The sequence below is a fragment of the Streptomyces sp. AJS327 genome, from assembly GCF_013450295.1.
Taxonomy (GTDB): domain Bacteria; phylum Actinomycetota; class Actinomycetes; order Streptomycetales; family Streptomycetaceae; genus Streptomyces.
In genome coordinates this window covers 125775-142792 of sequence record NZ_SKBR01000004.1, presented here as the reverse complement: position 1 = coordinate 142792, position 17018 = coordinate 125775, and the positions used below count along the sequence as shown (strand labels likewise).

The 17018-nt window shown below is 69.5% G+C and carries 16 protein-coding genes; 7 read left to right on the top strand and 9 right to left on the bottom strand.

Features of this window, described 5'->3' with window-relative positions; genetic code table 11:
• Positions 1-44: 44 nt before the first annotated feature.
• The 9 genes from E0L36_RS22445 to lxmK form a co-directional block, all read right to left on the bottom strand.
• The gene (locus E0L36_RS22445) at positions 45-392 is read right to left on the bottom strand and encodes a hypothetical protein (protein ID WP_180931121.1); all 348 of its coding nucleotides are present in this window, start codon (positions 390-392) and stop codon (positions 45-47) included.
• Between the two features lie 294 nt (positions 393-686).
• Positions 687-1655, bottom strand: coding sequence for an ISAs1 family transposase (locus tag E0L36_RS22440; protein ID WP_180931120.1), 969 nt, complete (start codon positions 1653-1655; stop codon positions 687-689).
• 179 nt (positions 1656-1834) lie between these two features.
• The gene (locus E0L36_RS22435) at positions 1835-1984 is read right to left on the bottom strand and encodes a hypothetical protein (RefSeq protein ID WP_180931119.1); all 150 of its coding nucleotides are present in this window, start codon (positions 1982-1984) and stop codon (positions 1835-1837) included.
• A gap of 512 nt (positions 1985-2496) precedes the next feature.
• On the bottom strand, positions 2497-2940 hold the full coding sequence (locus E0L36_RS22430; protein ID WP_180931118.1) for a hypothetical protein: 444 nt from the start codon (positions 2938-2940) through the stop codon (positions 2497-2499).
• A gap of 55 nt (positions 2941-2995) precedes the next feature.
• A complete protein-coding gene (locus E0L36_RS22425) occupies positions 2996-4843 on the bottom strand; it encodes an alpha/beta hydrolase (protein WP_180931117.1) in 1848 nt (615 codons plus the stop codon).
• Positions 4844-4849: 6 nt separating this feature from the next.
• A complete protein-coding gene (locus E0L36_RS22420) occupies positions 4850-5326 on the bottom strand; it encodes a hypothetical protein (protein ID WP_219636993.1) in 477 nt (158 codons plus the stop codon).
• A 312-nt stretch (positions 5327-5638) separates the two neighbouring features.
• Positions 5639-5962 (bottom strand): hypothetical protein, encoded by a 324-nt coding sequence (locus E0L36_RS22415; protein ID WP_180931115.1) that lies wholly within the window; start codon positions 5960-5962, stop codon positions 5639-5641.
• Between the two features lie 688 nt (positions 5963-6650).
• Positions 6651-7619, bottom strand: coding sequence for a T3SS effector HopA1 family protein (locus E0L36_RS22410; RefSeq protein ID WP_180931114.1), 969 nt, complete (start codon positions 7617-7619; stop codon positions 6651-6653).
• On the bottom strand, positions 7616-8749 hold the full coding sequence (gene lxmK / locus E0L36_RS22405; RefSeq protein WP_180931113.1) for a class V lanthionine synthetase subunit LxmK: 1134 nt from the start codon (positions 8747-8749) through the stop codon (positions 7616-7618). The genes E0L36_RS22410 and lxmK overlap by 4 nt, the downstream gene beginning before the upstream one ends.
• Positions 8750-8940: 191 nt before the next feature.
• Here lxmK and E0L36_RS22400 point away from each other — a divergent pair, with 191 nt between their 5' ends.
• The 7 genes from E0L36_RS22400 (at position 8941) to E0L36_RS22370 (ending at position 16949) form a co-directional block, all read left to right on the top strand.
• Positions 8941-10347 (top strand): pitrilysin family protein, encoded by a 1407-nt coding sequence (locus E0L36_RS22400; RefSeq protein ID WP_180931112.1) that lies wholly within the window; start codon positions 8941-8943, stop codon positions 10345-10347.
• 3 nt (positions 10348-10350) lie between these two features.
• Positions 10351-11748, top strand: a complete 1398-nt coding sequence (locus E0L36_RS22395; RefSeq protein ID WP_180931111.1) for a pitrilysin family protein — start codon at positions 10351-10353, stop codon at positions 11746-11748.
• Between the two features lie 147 nt (positions 11749-11895).
• Positions 11896-12783, top strand: a complete 888-nt coding sequence (locus E0L36_RS22390) for a maleylpyruvate isomerase family mycothiol-dependent enzyme (protein ID WP_180931110.1) — start codon at positions 11896-11898, stop codon at positions 12781-12783.
• 1088 nt (positions 12784-13871) lie between these two features.
• Positions 13872-14057: a hypothetical protein gene (locus E0L36_RS22385; RefSeq protein ID WP_180931109.1), complete on the top strand. Its 186-nt coding sequence runs from the start codon at positions 13872-13874 to the stop codon at positions 14055-14057.
• A gap of 45 nt (positions 14058-14102) precedes the next feature.
• A complete protein-coding gene (locus E0L36_RS22380; RefSeq protein ID WP_180931108.1) occupies positions 14103-14291 on the top strand; it encodes a hypothetical protein in 189 nt (62 codons plus the stop codon).
• A gap of 136 nt (positions 14292-14427) precedes the next feature.
• Positions 14428-16332: an alpha/beta fold hydrolase gene (locus E0L36_RS22375; RefSeq protein WP_180931107.1), complete on the top strand. Its 1905-nt coding sequence runs from the start codon at positions 14428-14430 to the stop codon at positions 16330-16332.
• Complete coding sequence (locus E0L36_RS22370; protein WP_180931106.1) at positions 16329-16949, top strand: hypothetical protein; 621 nt, start codon at positions 16329-16331, stop codon at positions 16947-16949. Before E0L36_RS22375 ends, E0L36_RS22370 begins: the two co-directional genes overlap by 4 nt.
• Positions 16950-17018: the final 69 nt, after the last annotated feature.

Below are 17018 nucleotides of genomic sequence, written 5' to 3'. Positions count from 1 at the left end.
ATGCGATATTTCGGGATCAGGTAGAGAGTTTGACGACATGGCACCTATTCCTGCTCGTCGAGGAACTCCCGTAAGCGAGCCTCGTCTTCTGGGGAAGAGGAACTCAGCGTGATCACGGATCCGTCAGGACGCTCGACCGTTACCGACGGTGCGATCGGATTAGTGCGTCGCCAAGTCGAGATTGCCACGGCCAGGCTCGCTGCGCTGAATCCGGAACTTAATGTCAGGCTTAGCACATCTAGCAATTCGCCCATGTGTCCAGACTGCGGCGGCGGTGCGGCGAGATCGATATTCCCGTGCCGCCGAACCTGTGAGTCGGCGCTCAGCCATCGGTACAACGAGCGCAACTCGTCGTCCCCTGCGTCACCCTCGATGCGGATATCCACGCGCATTTGACTTCCCCTCAGCTCAGATCCCTTCAGGGTAGGCCAGGCGGGTCTGCTGCTGCGGTGATTCATGGAACAAGCAGGAGAGTGGCTGGCCACGAGACTCAGGGGGCGTCTCACGCGGAGGGTCTCGCGAGCTTCATATAGCAGGTCAGGGCAACTGCGAGGTTGAGGAAGGTGGCACGGTCATCGATCCTGAGATGATACATCGGATGTTCCGAAGCCGCCGCAACCCAGGGCTTCTTCAAGTTGCTGAAGGGTGACAGGTGCCGCTGATACCCAAGATCCATCAGGGCGTGATCAAGTTCCCGGGATGGTTGTGTTGTTGGTGATGCCCAGGAGCGGGAGGGCTCGTTCGGGGTTGTCGCGGATGGCTCGGGTGGTTTTGGCCAGGTTGGCTGCTTTCGCTGCTTTGAGGGTGCCGATCGCGAGGTTCCGGAAGACGGCCATCGCCCGGGGCGCGGTGCCGGCGTGAACCGTGGAGGCGTCCTCGCCGAAGGTGACGTCCCTGATGTGGTGGCTGGAGTTCTCGACGGCCCAGCGTCCGCGCAGGTAAGTGGCCAGTTCGGCCGGGGTGGCCTGATGGGTGTCGAGGCTGGTGACCGCGTAGATGGTCTCCCGGGTCTCCCTCTCTCCGCTCTTCCTGCGGCGGCGGTGGACGCGCAGGGCGAGTTTCGCGTGGGGGAAGGCGATGCCGCCGAGGTTCTCGTTGATTGCGACGGTCTTGACCGAGCGGGACTCGCGGCGGCCGTGTCCGGTGTTGGACGCGGTGTGCTGGATGGGGACAGCCGTCCATCGAAGTCCGTTCAACTGGGTCCAGACGGTGGGCTGGTTGGTCTTGATCACGGCGATGTAGTGCGCTTGTTTGGTCTCGACGAGCCAGGTGACGTTGGCTTTCACTGAGTGCAGCGCATCGAAGGTGATCACGTTGCCTCGCAGGTCGAGGGGTGCCAGGAGGGGCTTGAAGTGCGTGGTCTCGTTGGTCTCGCGTCCGATTTCGGCCTGGGCGAGCGTGAGGGGCCGCTCGTGGGTGACGGCGGACAGCAGATGTCGACGGGGCTGTTCGAGCCGGGCCGATCCGCGTAGGGCCTTGCCGTCGACCGCGATCGCGCGCCGCTTCGGGCGGCCCGGTTCCATCGCGTTCACCGGGGCCGTCTCACGGTGCCGCTGAGCCAGCCACGCGCCGACGGACCCGTCCAGCGCGTCGCCGTCGAGCCGTTCAAGAACCCTTCCGATCGCCAGGGCTTGATCAAGTTCCGTGAACGTCACGGTTGTTGGTGATGCCGAGAAGTGGGAGGACTCGTTCGGGCTGGTCGCGGATTGCGCGAGTGGTCTTGGCGATGTTGTCGGCTCCGAGGGACCGGAGTACCCCGATGGCGAGGTTGCGCCAGGTGGCCATGGCGCGGGGGCGGTTCCGGTGTGGACGGTGGAGACGTCCTCGGCGAAGGTCACGTCTCGGGAACTTGATCAAGCCCTGGACCACCCCAGGTGTACATGGCCACCCGGATCCGGACCCGGCGCTTGTCGGCCGCCTTGGCCGCGTCGTCAACCAGCGTGCCGAGCCTGCGGTAGATCGTCGTGTCGAAACGCTCCGGCACGGCGTCGGTCGTGCAGACCTCGAACCCGGTCCGCCGCCCCCCAACGGCCTCCTGAACACAGCGTCCGTGCCCGGCGTACGCGCGGCGACCGCCCGCGATCTCGCCCTTGCCCGCCCGCTCCTCGGTGTCGGCCGCGGAATCCCTTCCGGGTGTTCCGGTCGAGGTGGTTTCGGTCGTCCGGTCTGGCGATTCGTCCGCCGAACCGCCTTCCGATCACGCGGTGCCGACGACCGCGCTGGCTGACACCAGCGAAATGATCTGAGTGCGTGCACGCATCCGTTCCCCCATCACTGTCGTACACGGTGACCTCACGTCGCCTCCACGCGATACCGCGCGAAAAGACCGACGTCGCACAGTTACGCGAGAAACGACGCGAGCGACGACCCCGGAGGTTCCCCGGTGGATCACTTCTCCCACCAATCCGAAACCCCTGTGACACCAGGTACTCGTGCCCTCCAGGAAACGCATGCCCACTCAGCGGGAGTTATCCGCCAGCGAGGAAAACCGGACCACTATTTGAAGCGATAGCAGAGCGAGTTGACGGTTACCGAGATAATCGATGTCTTCTTGTGCTGTCGGCGATCTCTCAAGCGAATGTCCACGGCAAACCCGTCCTTACGAGACTCCGCCAGAATCTGCTCGCTCTTTGCGGGAGTATTGTCGTGCCCGTCCTTGACGATGGCCCAGCCAGCCTTGGGGAGACTTCGCCGAAGGCGCTCCATCACCTCGTTAAGCTCTTCCACAGAGACATCCCAAATACTCCAGGGATGCCAACCACGGTAGGTGCGTTCATCTTGCGACCCCGAACACCCCATCACACCTGCTCCGGGCTTAGTGACCCTTGCCTTCACCTTCATAAGATCAAGGATCTCACTGGACTTCCTTTCGGTTTCATCGAGCACCTCCTCCCTGCCCCGCACCCGATATTCCTTACCGTCACCAGACGCACCAGTCACGCTTCCACACCCTGTGAGAGTCAGACCCAATAACAGCATCCCTGCAACTGTTCGCTCAGCGGTCAAGGTCCACCTCGCCGCGAGCTCCAGCAATGACAGCCGCCTGATTCATCAGGCTGATAGACCCCTCGTCCCAGTATCCGCTGTGACTTTCGGAGTCGGAACGCATGATGTTGCCCCCGAACTCACGGTCCGTGGGAACGACACTGTCCTCCCCCAACCCAACTAGCCTCCCCATCGAGGGGACCGGATCCTGACCGAAGGAGGACGCCATACCCCAGACACGGTCCGAGTCGATTCCCAGTTCCCTGGCCCGGCTAACCTGCATTCCCGGACTACCGACCGCGACGATGTCGTCCGCCAGGGGATCCCCGTCGCCTCGGCCCTTGGCGGCTTCCCCGATCACGGTACTTCCGTAACTGTGCCCAATCAGGGTGCTGTGACCCTCACTTCCCCCTTGAGCAACCTCTATTCCACGCATGAAGTCACTCAACGCTGGAGCCCCCTCCTGCGCGTACCCTGCCCTACTTGCCTCCGGTACCAGATCCCCATCCTTAATGGGGATGATCGAATCCGGAGCGTTGTAGTCGAACCAGGTTATGGTGGACATACTCCCCGATGGCTCCAATTGTTGACTTCCCCGCCAGAGGTTTTCAGAGCGCTCCAGATTGCCACCACCGGAATCATCCGGACCACCGCCAATGTTCCCCATGTTGGTGGTGGTGCCCGGCACGTACACCCCGGTGTGGTCGGCCTTGTCGGGGTTGCCGTTGGCGATGATGACTCGCCCGTCACGCGTTCCCTCGGGGTCAAATCCGAGTAGGTACGCCTCAGGCAATCCGCGGTCTCCGGTACGGTCGAAGCGCCGCTGAATGGCATCCATTCCGTCAAGTGCGCGCTCCAGATGCTTTATTCGGCCTTCGTGTTCCTCCTTCCATTTGCTGCGTTCGTAGCTGTTTCCTGCCATGGTGGGAGGTGGGGGCGGTATGGACTGGAGTTCCGTCTGATAGGCCGCGCGCCGCTCAGCCAGCACCGTGCGGTTAGCCTCGTCACGGACGTCCGAGGGAAGGCCGTCCATGGCTCCCACGCTGGCGGGATGCACGGATACGTAGGCGTGCTTGGCGTCCTGAGGAAGCCCCTTCCACCAGCTGGCGTTCTCCTGGGGGCTGCCCTTCTTCGGAGGATCCTCGGCGATATGGCCGAGATAGTCTTCGGACGTCTCCCTGACGCTTCGCGTGTCCTTCTGGACGTCCATCCAGTCGCTCTTGCTGACGGTCAGGTCGTCGTCGGCCCGGAGTCGGCGAAGCTTCGGGGCCCACTTCTGGTCGACTTCGGTTGCCTCCTGAACCGCGGCGGCGATGCGGTTGGCGATTCTCTGGGCTCTCGCACGATTCGGGTTCTGGTTCGGGTCGAGCATGTCGGCCTGGCGCTCCAGGGCGGTAGCGGCGTCATTCGCGGGCCCTGACGGGTCGAGAACCCCGGAGTCCCTTCCCGCAGCGTGGCCGGTGACCACGCCTCCCGCTGGGAGTTTCCCGTCGACCTTCTCCTTGGGGGGCGGGTAGTAGACGGATCCGTCCTCGCGGACCTTGAAGCCCTCGCCCAGCGAGTCGAGTGCGGACTCCAGTTTCTTCTGTGCCGCCTTGAGTTCGAAGGCCAGTCCGTTCAGCGCTGTGGCGAGCAGCCCGCACTCTGTCTGTGCGTAGTGGAAGTTCTTTCCGACCTGGCGGAGCTGACGTAACGCGGCGCTCGCTGTCTTGCCGCTCAGGTCTCGGCGCATTCTGGCGCTGATCCGCTGTTCGACGCGATCCTTGGCCTCGCTGGCCATGGCGCTCGCCCCCCGGTAGGCGTCTGCCGCGTCCTCGAACTCGCCGGGTTTCAGGGATTTCAGCGTGGCGTAGTCCATCCCGACTCACCGGCCCCGGTCCTGGCCACCCACTTCGGGTGTGTCCCGGTACTTCTCCGTCAGCCCGGCGAAGGCTCCGCGAATGTCCTCTTCGTTGTCGTGGTGGAAGCCTCCCGCCTGTGTCATGCGATCGCGGAGGGTCTCACACCGACTGCTGACTCGCTCCAGGTATCGCTTCCAGGAGGTGTAGACATCCCGTTGCGCCGCGCCGCACTCGGTCCCTCCTGTCTGGCTGCCCGGGCCCAGGCCCTTCTGTTCCCTCTCCAGCCCGGTCAGCGCCTTCTGAACGCTCTTGCTCAGGTCGCCGACGCTCTCACCCGCGGCTGTCCAAGCGGCTCTGTGCGACCTGAGCTTGCCGGATTCGGCGTTCCCCCCGCCCGTCGAGCCACTTTCGTCGCCCTCGGCGGCGGCGAGGTTCGTCTGGGTTCGCGATCTCTCAGCGGCCTGCCGTACGAGTCCCGCCCACTCAGCATCGAAGGACACGGCCTTCCCCCACTCCCTGTTCGACGCGGTCACACGACGTTGGGGAGGCTATCCAGGGGAGTTGGCGAGGGACGAACGTGAACGCGTATCGCCCGAATTGCCGCTCCCCACTTGCGCGGTGGGTATGAGGACGCGAACGACCGGCCGGGCATGAGGAAGCGGCCCGCACCGGGGGTGGGGGCCGCTCAGGGGGTTCGGGGTGTGGAGTTCGCGTGCGCGGGCCTTCGCGGGGGTGGGAGTGGGTGGTGTGGGGGTGAGTGGTGTGGGGCTCGTGGCGATGGTCGGCGGGCGGTGGGGAGTTGGCGGGGGTGGTCAGGAGAGGTCACGGAACAGGTTCTCCACCTCGCGCAGGACGTTGAGTTCGAGCTGGGCCTCGGTCAACGCCCGGCGCAGTTCCTCGGCTTCGGCTTCGAGTAGGTCGACCTGGGTGGGCCGGTTGCGCATGCGGGCTCCCTGGAGGCGTTCGTGTCCGCCGTCGATGAAGTCCCACAGCCACTCCTCGAAGGACTGCTCCGACACGTTGGCGCGGGCGGCGGCTTCCGAGAGCGAGTGCCTGCCCCGGATCACGCCGAGCACCAGGTTCTCCCTTCGCTCAGTGGACAGCGTGCAGGGTGGGCCGTCCGTCACGTACTCCATTGGGTTCCATCCATCTCGGCCGTGGCCACCGGGCGGGCGCCTCGGATCCGGGGGGCCGGGTCGTCGGTGCGGCGCCGGTGGGGCCGGGTACGGGCACGGTGCGTACGCGGACTCGGGGGGGGCCGGGTACGTGTTCGCCGCCGTGCGTGGGGACTTGGGGCGGGTCCGCGAGGGACCACGGGGCCGGGGTGGCCCGGGTGGCGAGGTGGCCGGTGGCCGGGTGGCCCCAGCACGGGGGCCGACAGGTTGAGCCGGGGCCGGTTGCCGCGTCGTCCGTGCAACGGACCTTCGGATAGTGCGTGTTGGGCGGAAGGCCGACCGGCTGCGGGGTTCCGGGCCGTCCGGGTGGGCACGTCCGTCCGGGCTGGCCGGTGGGCCGGGAGGCGGTGGCGCGGTGGGCCGCGTGCCGCGCGGCCGGAGAGGTGGCCACGGGTGGTGTGCGCGAACGGGTCGGCGCGGGTGGTGTGCGTTCCGGGGCGGGGCGGCCGTCGTTCCGGCAGCCCCGTCCGTCCCGAACTCACGGACCGACGAGGGGCGTTGGTCCGCGCTGTGGTGCGTGGCGAATGGGCGTGTGGCCGATGTCGCCGTCTGGTGGTGCGTGGTGCCTGACACCGTGAGGTGCCGTGTGGGTGCTGCCGGTTGTGCGGTGACGCTGGTGGTGCGGTGGCGCGGTTCGCTGTGCCGCGTGTCAGGCCAGGCCGATGGCGGGAAGCGCCGGGGAGCTGAGGTTGCGCGCGGGGGCGAGGGGGTCGGTGTCGGCGTCGAACAGCGCCTCGGCGATGGCGGACTCCAGCGAGCTGGTGTCCTGCCGCAGGGCGTGCGTGACCATCGCCTCGGCCACGACCTGGCTGCGGTGCTCACCGAAGCTGAGACCGCGCTTGCCCGCCCGGTTGTCCTCGGGCTCCCAGGAGGCGCCGACGCCGTTCGCGATCCGGTGGACGAACGGCGAGGTGGTCTCCCCCACTCCGGGCAACCCCGTCGCGGCGGCGGCGATTTCGCCGGCCGTGTGCCAGGCGTCGGGGCCCAGGTAGACGACCATGCCGTCGCGTCGCGGGTAGAACTTCGGGCTGGAGCTGATCTTGGTGCGGTAGCGGATCCCCAGGTCCTCCATCCGGGAGAGCACGGTCCCCCAGACGGCGGGCGCGTGTTCGGGGCCGGTCAGGTGGAAGTAGAGCCGGAGCGTCTGCTCGGCGCCGGTGGTCCGTCCCCGGGAGCCGTCGGTGAGGAAGAAGCCGGGCGAGAGGGCCGGACGGGGCGCGGGGATGCGGAAGGCGACGCGGTCGGCGGTCTCCTCCTCCACGCGGTCGCGCGGCACCACGACGCGCACGCCGTCGAGCCGGGCGACGAGGGTCTCCGACTCGGCGTCGCTGGAGACGAGTTCACCGTGTAGCACGGTCGTACGGTGCGGCATGGCGTCGGAGAACCGGCTCTCCAGCGCGTCGTCCCGCAGGTCGCGCTGCCGGTGCTTGTCCTGCTCGCCCATGTTGGCGTGCAGCTGCTGGTAGAGGGCCGAACCGAGCTTCCTGGACAGTTCGTTGGCGGTCTTGGCGGTCAGCTCCTCGCTGCCCACGGTGGCCTGGAGGCCGTCGGCCTCGACGGTGACGTCGGCCAGCGCCGACATCAGCTCGGGCGCGACGAGTCCGATGGAAGTAGTCACGAGGTGGCCTCCAGACCGAGTACGGAACCAAAGTTGTCGGGGGTGAGCAGCAGCGTCCGGCCAATTCCGGAGGCGGCGCGGTCAGTTGCGGCGAGACGGGCCACGAAGCGCGCCCCGGCGAGCATCCGGTCGAGCATGTGCCAGCCGACGAAGGCGGCGACGCGGGTGGCGAAGCCCTCGTCCGTCTCGGGCCGGATCTCGTGGTAGCCCTCCCAGAAGGCGACGATGCGCGGGCGGAGGCGTTCGATCTCCTTGGCGCCGTGCTTGAGGATGTCCTCGTGGGCCACCTCGTGACCGACCTCCTGGTCGGCCTCCTTACCGATCGACTTGGGGATGCCCTGGATCACCCGGTACAGCCACTCGCCGACGAAGCCGCCCACGTCCCGCGCGGCGTCGCCGAGCCGGAACTCCTCCCAGTCGGTGAGGTACAACTCGTCGCCGTGCAGCAGGTACTGGTCCAGCCGCAGGTCGGAGTGGGTCGGCACCCGGGGGGCCGCCGCCTCGCCACGGCGCAGTACGCGCAGCGCCTCGATCAGCTCCGGGTCGCGCTGGATCAGGCCGTAGCCCTCCAGCTCCGCGAAGGCCGAGTTGACGTAGACGGGGAGGGACAGCGCCTCGAAGTCCTCGATGGACGGCAGCGGATGGGGCGTGTCGTCCAGCGTGTCCGCCGGAACGGGAAGCGTGTGCAGGGTGCCGATGATGCGGCCCGCGCGGCGGCACAGCTCGTCGTCGAAGCCCTCGTCGGCCTCCAACTCCCGTCCGGAACGGGCCTCTTCGAGCCGTTCGAAGGCGAGCAGCAGGTTGTCCTCGTCGGCTCCCAGGTAGGCGGGGCCGCGCAGTTCCTGGTTGCCGGAGTCCGCGACGAGCTTCTCGAAGGCGGTGATGCGCCGGAACCGTCGGGCCGCGTCCGTGGGTTCGCCGCCGAGGCGCTTCACGAAGACCTCGGCCCCGGTGCTGGTGGGCCCGGCCCAGTTGTCGTTCCGGCCGACGTAGGCGGTCACGTTGTCCGGGTCTAGGCTGCCCAGCCCGAGCCGCTCCAGGAAGGCGCCGACCTCGGGCACCTGGTCCAGCTCGACGGGCTGGAAGCGCGTACGGGTCAGGGATTCCTTCGGTACTTGGTCGGTAGTCATGGTCAAGGAGCGTATGGACGCGTCGTCGGAGCGCCAAGAAGTGGCTCACGAACACGATTTGTTGCTTGATTCCGAGGCCCTGTCCGGGCGCCGGATTCCCCTGGTACCGGTGGCCGGGCCGCCGCGCGCACCCCAAGTAAGGCGTTTTCTGCGATATTCCCGCAGGCGGCGCGGGCTTCTATGGTGCTCTCATGCCCACACCGATACCGCAGCGTCTCACACTGCCCAACGGCCTCCGCGTGGTGCTCTATCCGATCTCGGGGGTCCCGGCGGCCGGGGTCAGCGTCCACTACGACGTCGGCTTCCGCTCGGAGCCCGAGGGCCGCACCGGCTTCGCGCACCTCTTCGAGCACCTGATGTTCCAGGGCAGTGAGAGCGTGGACCGGTTGGAGCATTTCAAATACGTCCAGGCTTCCGGTGGTTCGGCCAACGGCTCAACTCACCAGGATTACACCGACTACTACCAGGTGGTCCCCTCGGCCGCGTTGGAACGCGTGCTGTTCCTGGAGGCGGACCGGATGCGGGCGCCCCGGCTCACCGAGGAGAACCTGCGCACCCAGGTCGAGGTGGTGAAGGAGGAGATCCGGCTCAACGTCATGAACAAGCCCTACGGGGGCTTTCCCTGGACGGTGTTGCCGGGCCTGCTCTACTCGACCTATCCGAACGCGCACAACGGCTACGGGGACTTCAGCGAGCTGGAACAGGCCACCGTCGACGAGTGCGCCGCCTTCTTCGACACCTATTACGCGCCGGGCAACGCGGTGCTCACCGTCGCCGGGGACATCGATCCGGAGCGGACGGCGGAGCTGGTGTGGCGCCACTTCGAGGACATCCCGGCGCGTACGGTGCCGAAGCCCGTGGCGCTCCACGAGCCGCCGCCCGACCAGGAGTTGCGTGGAACGCACCACGATCCGCACGCCCCGATGCCCGCGACGGCCCTCGGCTACCGCATGCCGGATCCGCACACGGACCTGGACGGCTACCTGGCGCACATGGTGCTCACCTCGATCCTCACCGGGAGCGACTCGGCGCGGCTCAAGCAGCGGCTCATCCACCGGGAGGCGCTGGTCACCGATATCAGCACCGGCTGCGGCCTGTTCGGCCCGATGGACGCGCGGGACCCGGAGACGTTCCTCTGCGTCACCACGCACCAGGAGCACCAGACACAGGCATTTCTGGACGCCTTCGACGAGGAGTTGGCCGCGCTGGCCCAGGACGGCCCGGGGCAGGACGAGTTGCTTCAGGCGACGGCCCTCAGCACCTCCGGGACGCACCGTAAGCACGACTCGCTGGTGTCCCGCGTGCGTGCCGTCGGCACCCAGGAAGTCCTTTTCGGCCGGGCGGAGTTGGTGGACGAGTTGCCCGCGCGGCTCTCCGGGGTGACCGCCGAGGCGATCGCGGCCGCCGCGCGCGGCCTGCACGGCTCCGCCCGCGCGGTGCTGAGCCTGCGCCCCACCCCGCCCGATCCCGCCCCGCGAGCCGCCGGAGCCGACGCCGGTGCGGCGACCGCCGCCGGGTCGCCGCTACCCGCCGGGGCCCCCGGACGTACCGCGCCCGCCCAGGCGGGCGGCACCGACCGCACACCGTCAGGAGACTGAGCCGTGTCCGAGGAAGTCCTGGCCCCGGCGGAGTCGCCGCACGGCCACCGGAGCGCCGAGGAGATCAGCCGCACCGAGCGGGGACCCCGCCCGCTGCCGCCGCTGGGCGCGCGCGCCCGCGCCGCCGACACCGCGCTGGCCGACACCGTGCTGCCCAACGGGCTGCGGCTGGTGGCGGCCCGCCGCCCCTCCACCCCGATGGTGGAGGTCCGGCTGGCCATCCCCCTGGTCTGTGACGACCACGGGCAGGCCGCCACCGCCGAACTGCTCGCCACCACCCTGCTGCGCGGCACCTCCGACTACGAACGAGACTGGCTGGAAGGTGAGTTGGCGCGGCGGGGTATCGCGCTGAGCACGGTGCGCACCTCCCGCCAGCTGAACGTGTTCGGCTCGGCGCCGGGCACCGAACTCGACTTCTCCCTGCGGGTGCTGATCGACGCGCTGACCGGAGCCGCCCACACGGACCAGGAGGTCGAGCAGGCGCGGCAGCGGATGGTGCGGCAGATCTCGGTGATCCGCGCACAGCCGCAGATGGTCGCGCAGGAGGCGCTACTGGCCCAGCTGTACGGCGAGTTGGCCAGTCTCCAGGACGTCCCGTACGCCCACGAGGTCACCGCCGCCGACCCGGCGGAGGTACGGGCGCTGCACCGGCGGGCGGTCAACCCGGAGGGCGCGGTACTGGTCCTGGTCGGCGACCTCGATCCCGACTCGGTGGTCCGCCGGGTGACTGAGCGGGCGGCGCGCTGGGAGCGCACCGGACCGGCCTCCCCGATGCCCAGCCTGCCCGAACTGGGCGGCGGAAACGTGACGTTGGTCGACCGTCCGGGGTCCGTGCAGTCGCAGGTCAAACTGGTGCGGCACACCGTCTCCCGGAGGGACCCACGGTTCCCCGCGCTGTCCCTCGCAGGGCTCACGCTGGGCGGCTACTTCTCCTCGCGGCTGGTCACCAACCTGCGCGAGGCGAAGGGGTTGGCCTACCAGATCGACGCGGGCTTCGACGACCACCTGGACCGGGTGGCCTTCACCGTCAGCGCGGACACCTCGACCCGGACGACCGCCGCCGCCTACCGGGAGATCCGGGCCGAACTGCGGCGGCTGCTCGACGAACCGCCCACCGCCGAGGAGGTGGACGCGGCTCGCGAGTACACCGTGGGCATGTCGATGCTGGCGCTGGCCTCGCAGGCGGGCTTCGCCTCCAGCGTGCTGACGGCGGTGACCATGGGCTTCGGCCCCGAGCGGGTCACCGAGTTCCCGGAGCAGCTGCGGGAGGTCACCGTCGGGCAGGTCACCGACGCCGCCCGCACGCTGCTCGATCCGTCAGCGGTCAGCGGCGTCATCGTCGGCGACGCGGGGCAGCTCGCCCCCGAACTCGCGGGCCAGGAGGGCGTACACACCGCGTAGCTCCGCAACTCATCGTGGTCTGCGAGGTGTTGGGCCCGCGTGGGCGGCGGCGCCGGTACGGGTTCCGGGAGCGTCCGGGGCGGTCCGGGAGGGTCCGGGGCGGAGAACCCCCGTCAAACCGCCGCCCAGCGGGCCTACGCTGCCGTCATGAGCACGCTGGACTACACCCGGTACACCACCGAACTCGTCGCGCAGACAGATGAGTTGCGCGGTGTCGCGCGCACGTGGGACCTCGCGGCGGCGGTGGTCGACTGCCCCGGGTGGACCCTCGGTCAGCTCCTCCGGCACGTCGGCAACGCGCACCGATGGGCCGAGAGCGCCGTACGCGCCCGTGCCACCGAACCCGTGCCGGAGGACCTGGTCAACGAGGTCGGATCCGCCACCGCGGACCCCGACCAGCTGGACACCTGGCTCGCCGAGGGAGTCTCGCTGCTGGTCGAAGCGCTGGGGGCGGTCCACCCCGAGGAGCCGATGTGGACGCCGGGACCGGGCGGGAACGCGCGGTTCTGGGCGCGCCGGATGCTGCACGAGACGGTGGTCCACCGGGCGGACGCCAGCCGGGCGGCCGGGGCGGAGTTCACCCTCGTCGAGGACGTCGCCGCCGACGGTGTCGCGGAGTGGATGGGGTTCGGCACCGTGCCGGAGATCGTCGCGGCCCCGCCCGGCGTCCCCCCGCTGCTCGGCCCCGGCCGCAGGCTGCGGTTCCTCGGTGTCGACGCGACACCCGACGCCGGACGGCGAGTGGCGGGCGGGCCGTTGACGGAACGGGAAGCGCGGGGACGGGGGCTGCCGGAAGGGGAGGTGGCGGAGCGGGAGTGGCTGGTCGACCTGACGGGCGACGCCGTCGTCAGCGGGCCCGTGGCGCCGGGCGCCGCCCGGGAGGACGCCGCCGTGACGGTGCGCGCCCCGCTGCCCGACCTGCTCCTGCTGTTCTACCGGCGGCGCACCGCGGCCGACCCGGAGATCGAGGTGCGGGGCGATGTCCCGCTGCTGGACCTGTGGTTGGAACGGTCGGGCTTCTGGCTCCGGGAGTGAGCGCCGTCGGCCCCGGAGGACCTGGGCCCCGCCAACCGGGGGCGCGGGCCCGGTTCCCGTCGGAGGCTTCCCGGTGAGCGCTTTCCCCTCCGTCAGTGCGCCCCGCCGACCCCGGGCGTGAACGCCCGGGCTCCACGGCGGCCAGGTGGTGCGCACGGCGGTAGCGAGGTCCGTACAGCGGTAGCGAGGTCCGTACAGCGGTAGCGGTGCGTCCCGCCGAGCGAGGAGACCACCGCCGGTCGCCGGATCGGCGTGCTACTGCCAGCCGTTGACGCGGGAGACGGCTCCCCCGGCAGGCGTCACCGGGCCGAGACCGTGCCGTGCGTGCCGCGTGTTCCGAACGTTCCGCATGTTTCCTCCTGATCGCGTCCGCGCCCGTGCCGCGTCGTTCCGCGCGGGCGCCCTTGTTCGTGAGTGGTCCGGCCGTCCGGACGCCAATGGGGCCTCCCGGAGCCCGGGACAAATCCCCGCGCGTTCCCCGGGACACCCCCGCGACCTCCCCGTGTCTCCGGCGGGGAATCACACGGACCACCGTGAAAAGAACTCCCGCGGGATTCACCGGAGTTCCGTCGGAGATCCCCGGAAATCCGTGACAGAACCCCGGTTTTCATGCCGGCGTTCCGACGGGTTCCGCACCGGTTCGCACGCCGGAGTTCCGATCTGCCGCCCCACCCGGTTTCCCTTTTCGGTGGCACAGCGTCCCGTGGGAAACGCCGCCTGACGGAAATCCCGCAGCGTCTCCCACTCCGTTCCCGAACCGTTCTCCGACCCGTCCCCGGCCCGCCTCTCGACGCGCCCCCGAAGGGCTCCGGATCGGCCTGCCAGGATTCTGCCAGCGCGCTCGCCGGATGAGATCACGAACGTGGTGGCAACTTCTGTCCCGGCTCCCCCGGAGGCGCGGCAGGAAGCTGCAAAACGGCACCTCCGAGGGGTGTGAGAACGCCCGTCGCGCGGGGCGATTCCGGGGCTGCATGAAGCTGCATCCCCCGTGCAGCAAGCTGACACCGATTCCCCTTCAACGGGCGCCCGGCCGCTGGCATCGTTTTTGACGTACCAACCGGAAACGAGAGCCAACCAAGGGAGTGACCATGCTCGCGAAGAAGATCGACGCGCAGACCCGCGGTCTGGGCGCGCTGACCGAAGGCCACCAGGGTGCGATCACCGACACCGGTTCGCCGGTACTGGCCACTCCGGCCGTCGCCGGTGAGGGCGTCATCGTCTGCCTGACCGTCACGGTCGACGCCAACGTCGGCATGAACGTCGGCGGGCGCTGACCCCGGTCCACCACCGCACGGACTGACGACGCCCGGAGGGACCCCATGGACACCATCACCGCGCAGATCAACGCCTCCGCCGAACTGGCGGCCGTCGACATCGAGGACGCCGAGGGCGTCGTGTGCGCCGCTGGCGCGCCGGTGCTCGGCACTCCCGCGGTGTTCGGTGTGGCGGCCGCGGTCAACGGAGTACTGGCCGTGGTCTACGCCGGAGGTCTCCCGATCCCGGGCTGAACGTCAGCCGCGCACGACGCACCGCAACGGTGCCCCGTGGGAGTTCCGCCGCCGACCGGCCTTCCGGCCGGTCAGGCGGACCCCGCACCGCCGCACAGCGAGAGCCCCGCACACCACACCGCACTGGGAGGTAGCCATGAGGCTTCGGCCGAGGAAACTCACGTCAGCGCTGCTGGGTCCCGTCCCGGTCTCGCGTGGTCGGGCGCTCGCCGTCTCCGAGCGACTGGCCGCGGTCAACGCCGTGACCGCGAGCCTGGAACACCTGTCGCAACGGCGCAACATCCAGCAGGGGGGACTGAACGACTGGAGCATCGAGCGGGATCTCAGCTCCGGCTCGACTCCCCTGACCCGCCGGCTGCTGGACGCGGTCAGCGGGGAGAGGGCCACCCTGGCGCTGCACGGCGCACGGGTCGCGGCGGGGGCGGCGCTGCTGCTGCCCGGCTGTGGCCGGTGGAGGGGCGCGGCGAACGGGTTCCTCGGCCTGAGCAACGTCGCGCTGTACCCGCGGCACCGGTTCGGCACCGACGGCGCCGACCAGGTCGCCACGCTGGTGCAGACCGCGACCGGGCTGGCCCGGATGTCCCGCAGGGAGGAGACGCAGGACGCGCTGCTCTGGTACGTCGCCCTGCAAGCCAACCTGTCGTACCTGGTTTCCGGATGGGTCAAGCTCCTGGGAAGGGAATGGCGAGACGGCACCGCGATGAGCGGTGTCATGCGCACCAGGACGTACGGCCACGAAGGCCTCTGGAAGCTCACCCGCACCCACCCGGTCCCCGCGCGCTTCCTCGCGCACGGAGTGCTCGCCCTGGAGTGCCTGTTCCCCTTGGCCTACGCCAAGGGCGGGGCGCTCGCGAAGCCGATCATCGGCGGCGCGGCGGCGTTCCACACGGCCAACGGCTTCGTGATGGGGCTCGGACGATTCCTCACCGCCTTCACCTCGATGCACCCGATGGTGGCGTACACCAGCACACCGAGGAACCACCCCGCGGTGGCGGGCCGGGACGACCGGATACTGACCGCCGCACTGGCCACCGGCGCGGCGGCCGTCACGGGTGCGGCGGCCATCGCCGCCAGCCGGCGGTCGCGCGTTGCCGACGCACCCAGCAACAGCCGCGCGGTGGTGACGCGACATGGCAACCGGCTCACTTACAACGCCCGCCTCACGGCAGGTCGGAAGGGCCCGGTTGTCGTCTTCGTCAACGGAATGACCTCGACCGTCGAGCACTTCGGCTGGATCACCGAACAGCTGGTGGAAGACGGCGAGTTGGACCTGCTCACCTACGACCGCGCAGGTTACGCGGCCAGTTCCTACCGGGGAGGCTCCCACTACAGCCTCCGGGAGTCGGTCGAGGACCTGGCCGACCTGGTTCGCGGTGCCGTGCCCGCCGACCGCGAGGTCGTGCTGGCCGGGCACTCGCTGGGCGGGGAACTCGCCCGGCAGGCCGCCGCCGAACTGGGCGGCAGGGTGCGCGGCGTCGTCTACCTGGACAGCTCGCACCCGGCCGAACTGCGGCGCTCGGCACAGCAGAACAAGTCGGCGGGGACACTGCGGGAGAACCTGAGCCAGTTCACCGTCAGCCTGCGCGCCGGGCTCGGCGCCCTGCTGGCCCGGCCCGAGTGGGTGGACAACCTGCCCCGGCGGCACCGTTCCCGCGCCTTCGCGCAGTACGCGGACGCCCGCATGTGGCGCGCCTCGGTCCGTGAATGGACGGCGGCCGAGCGGGAGTTCAGCACCTACGAGGGCGAGCTGGACCGGCTTCCGACCGCGGCACTGGTCCTCTCAGCCCAGCAGACCGTGGACCGCGATCCCGAACACCTGTTGCTGCACCGTGAGTTGGCCGACGCGCACCGCGGCTCGGGGCGGCTGGTCCGCACCGAGGTGCTGGAGGGCGCCGACCACGACTCGATGCTGACCGACCCGCGGCTGGGCACCGAGACCGCCCGCCGCATCCTCGACTTCCTCGCCGCGCTGGACACCCGCGCGACCGGCGACGCCGACGGGACCACCCACTCCACCGTGACCGCCCAGGAGGAACGATGAGCGTTCTCTCGGCCCTCGGCCGCGCCTTCACCGGGCCCGGCGCCGTCGCCCGCGTCGCGGGAGCGGGTGTGCTGATCGGCACGCTGGCCGCCCAGCACCCGCACCCGGCGTTCAACCGGATCCAGCGGCTCGACCGGCTCGGCTCGATCCTGCCCAACTGGCGGTTCTTCGCCCCGCATCCGGCGCAGCACGACTTCGTGCTCTTCTACCGGACGCTGGACGCCGCCGGCGAGACCTCGGACTGGCGGCCGCTGGAGGTCATCGCGGGACGGCGGGCCCGGCAGGCCGCCTGGTTCCCGGAGCGACGCACCGAGAAGGCCGTCTTCGACATCTGCAACGAGCTTCAGGCGCACCTGAAGAAGGGCTTCCAGACCGTCACCCGGCTGCCTTCCTACCGTCTGCTCAGCGCCTACCTGCGCCGCACGATCCGGGAGTCCGGCGCGGCGGAGGTGAAGGGCTTCCAGTTCACGCTGGCCCGCACCACCGGCTACGACGAGACCACCGAGCCGGAGATCGTCTTCGTGTCGCCCTACACGCCGATGGCGGCCGAGCACACCCCACAGGCGACACCGGCCACCGCTCCCGCGAGGGCCGACCAGCCCGCCGAGGCGAGCTGACGAGCCCCGGGAGGGCCCCATGACCAGCCAGACCACGTGCCGCGCCCAGTGCGGCAGCACGCACGCACC

Excerpts from the sequence above, each read along its gene's own strand:
- E0L36_RS22375 (WP_180931107.1), top strand. The coding sequence starts at position 14,428 with ATGAGGCTTCGGCCGAGGAAACTCACGTCAGCGCTGCTGGGTCCCGTC.
- E0L36_RS22415 (WP_180931115.1), bottom strand. The coding sequence starts at position 5,962 with ATGGAGTACGTGACGGACGGCCCACCCTGCACGCTGTCCACTGAGCGA.
- E0L36_RS22425 (WP_180931117.1), bottom strand. The coding sequence starts at position 4,843 with ATGGACTACGCCACGCTGAAATCCCTGAAACCCGGCGAGTTCGAGGAC.
- E0L36_RS22390 (WP_180931110.1), top strand. The coding sequence starts at position 11,896 with ATGAGCACGCTGGACTACACCCGGTACACCACCGAACTCGTCGCGCAG.
- E0L36_RS22385 (WP_180931109.1), top strand. The coding sequence starts at position 13,872 with ATGCTCGCGAAGAAGATCGACGCGCAGACCCGCGGTCTGGGCGCGCTG.
- E0L36_RS22400 (WP_180931112.1), top strand. The coding sequence starts at position 8,941 with ATGCCCACACCGATACCGCAGCGTCTCACACTGCCCAACGGCCTCCGC.
- E0L36_RS22380 (WP_180931108.1), top strand. The coding sequence starts at position 14,103 with ATGGACACCATCACCGCGCAGATCAACGCCTCCGCCGAACTGGCGGCC.
- E0L36_RS22445 (WP_180931121.1), bottom strand. The coding sequence starts at position 392 with ATGCGCGTGGATATCCGCATCGAGGGTGACGCAGGGGACGACGAGTTG.
- E0L36_RS22370 (WP_180931106.1), top strand. The coding sequence starts at position 16,329 with ATGAGCGTTCTCTCGGCCCTCGGCCGCGCCTTCACCGGGCCCGGCGCC.
- lxmK (WP_180931113.1), bottom strand. The coding sequence starts at position 8,749 with ATGACTACCGACCAAGTACCGAAGGAATCCCTGACCCGTACGCGCTTC.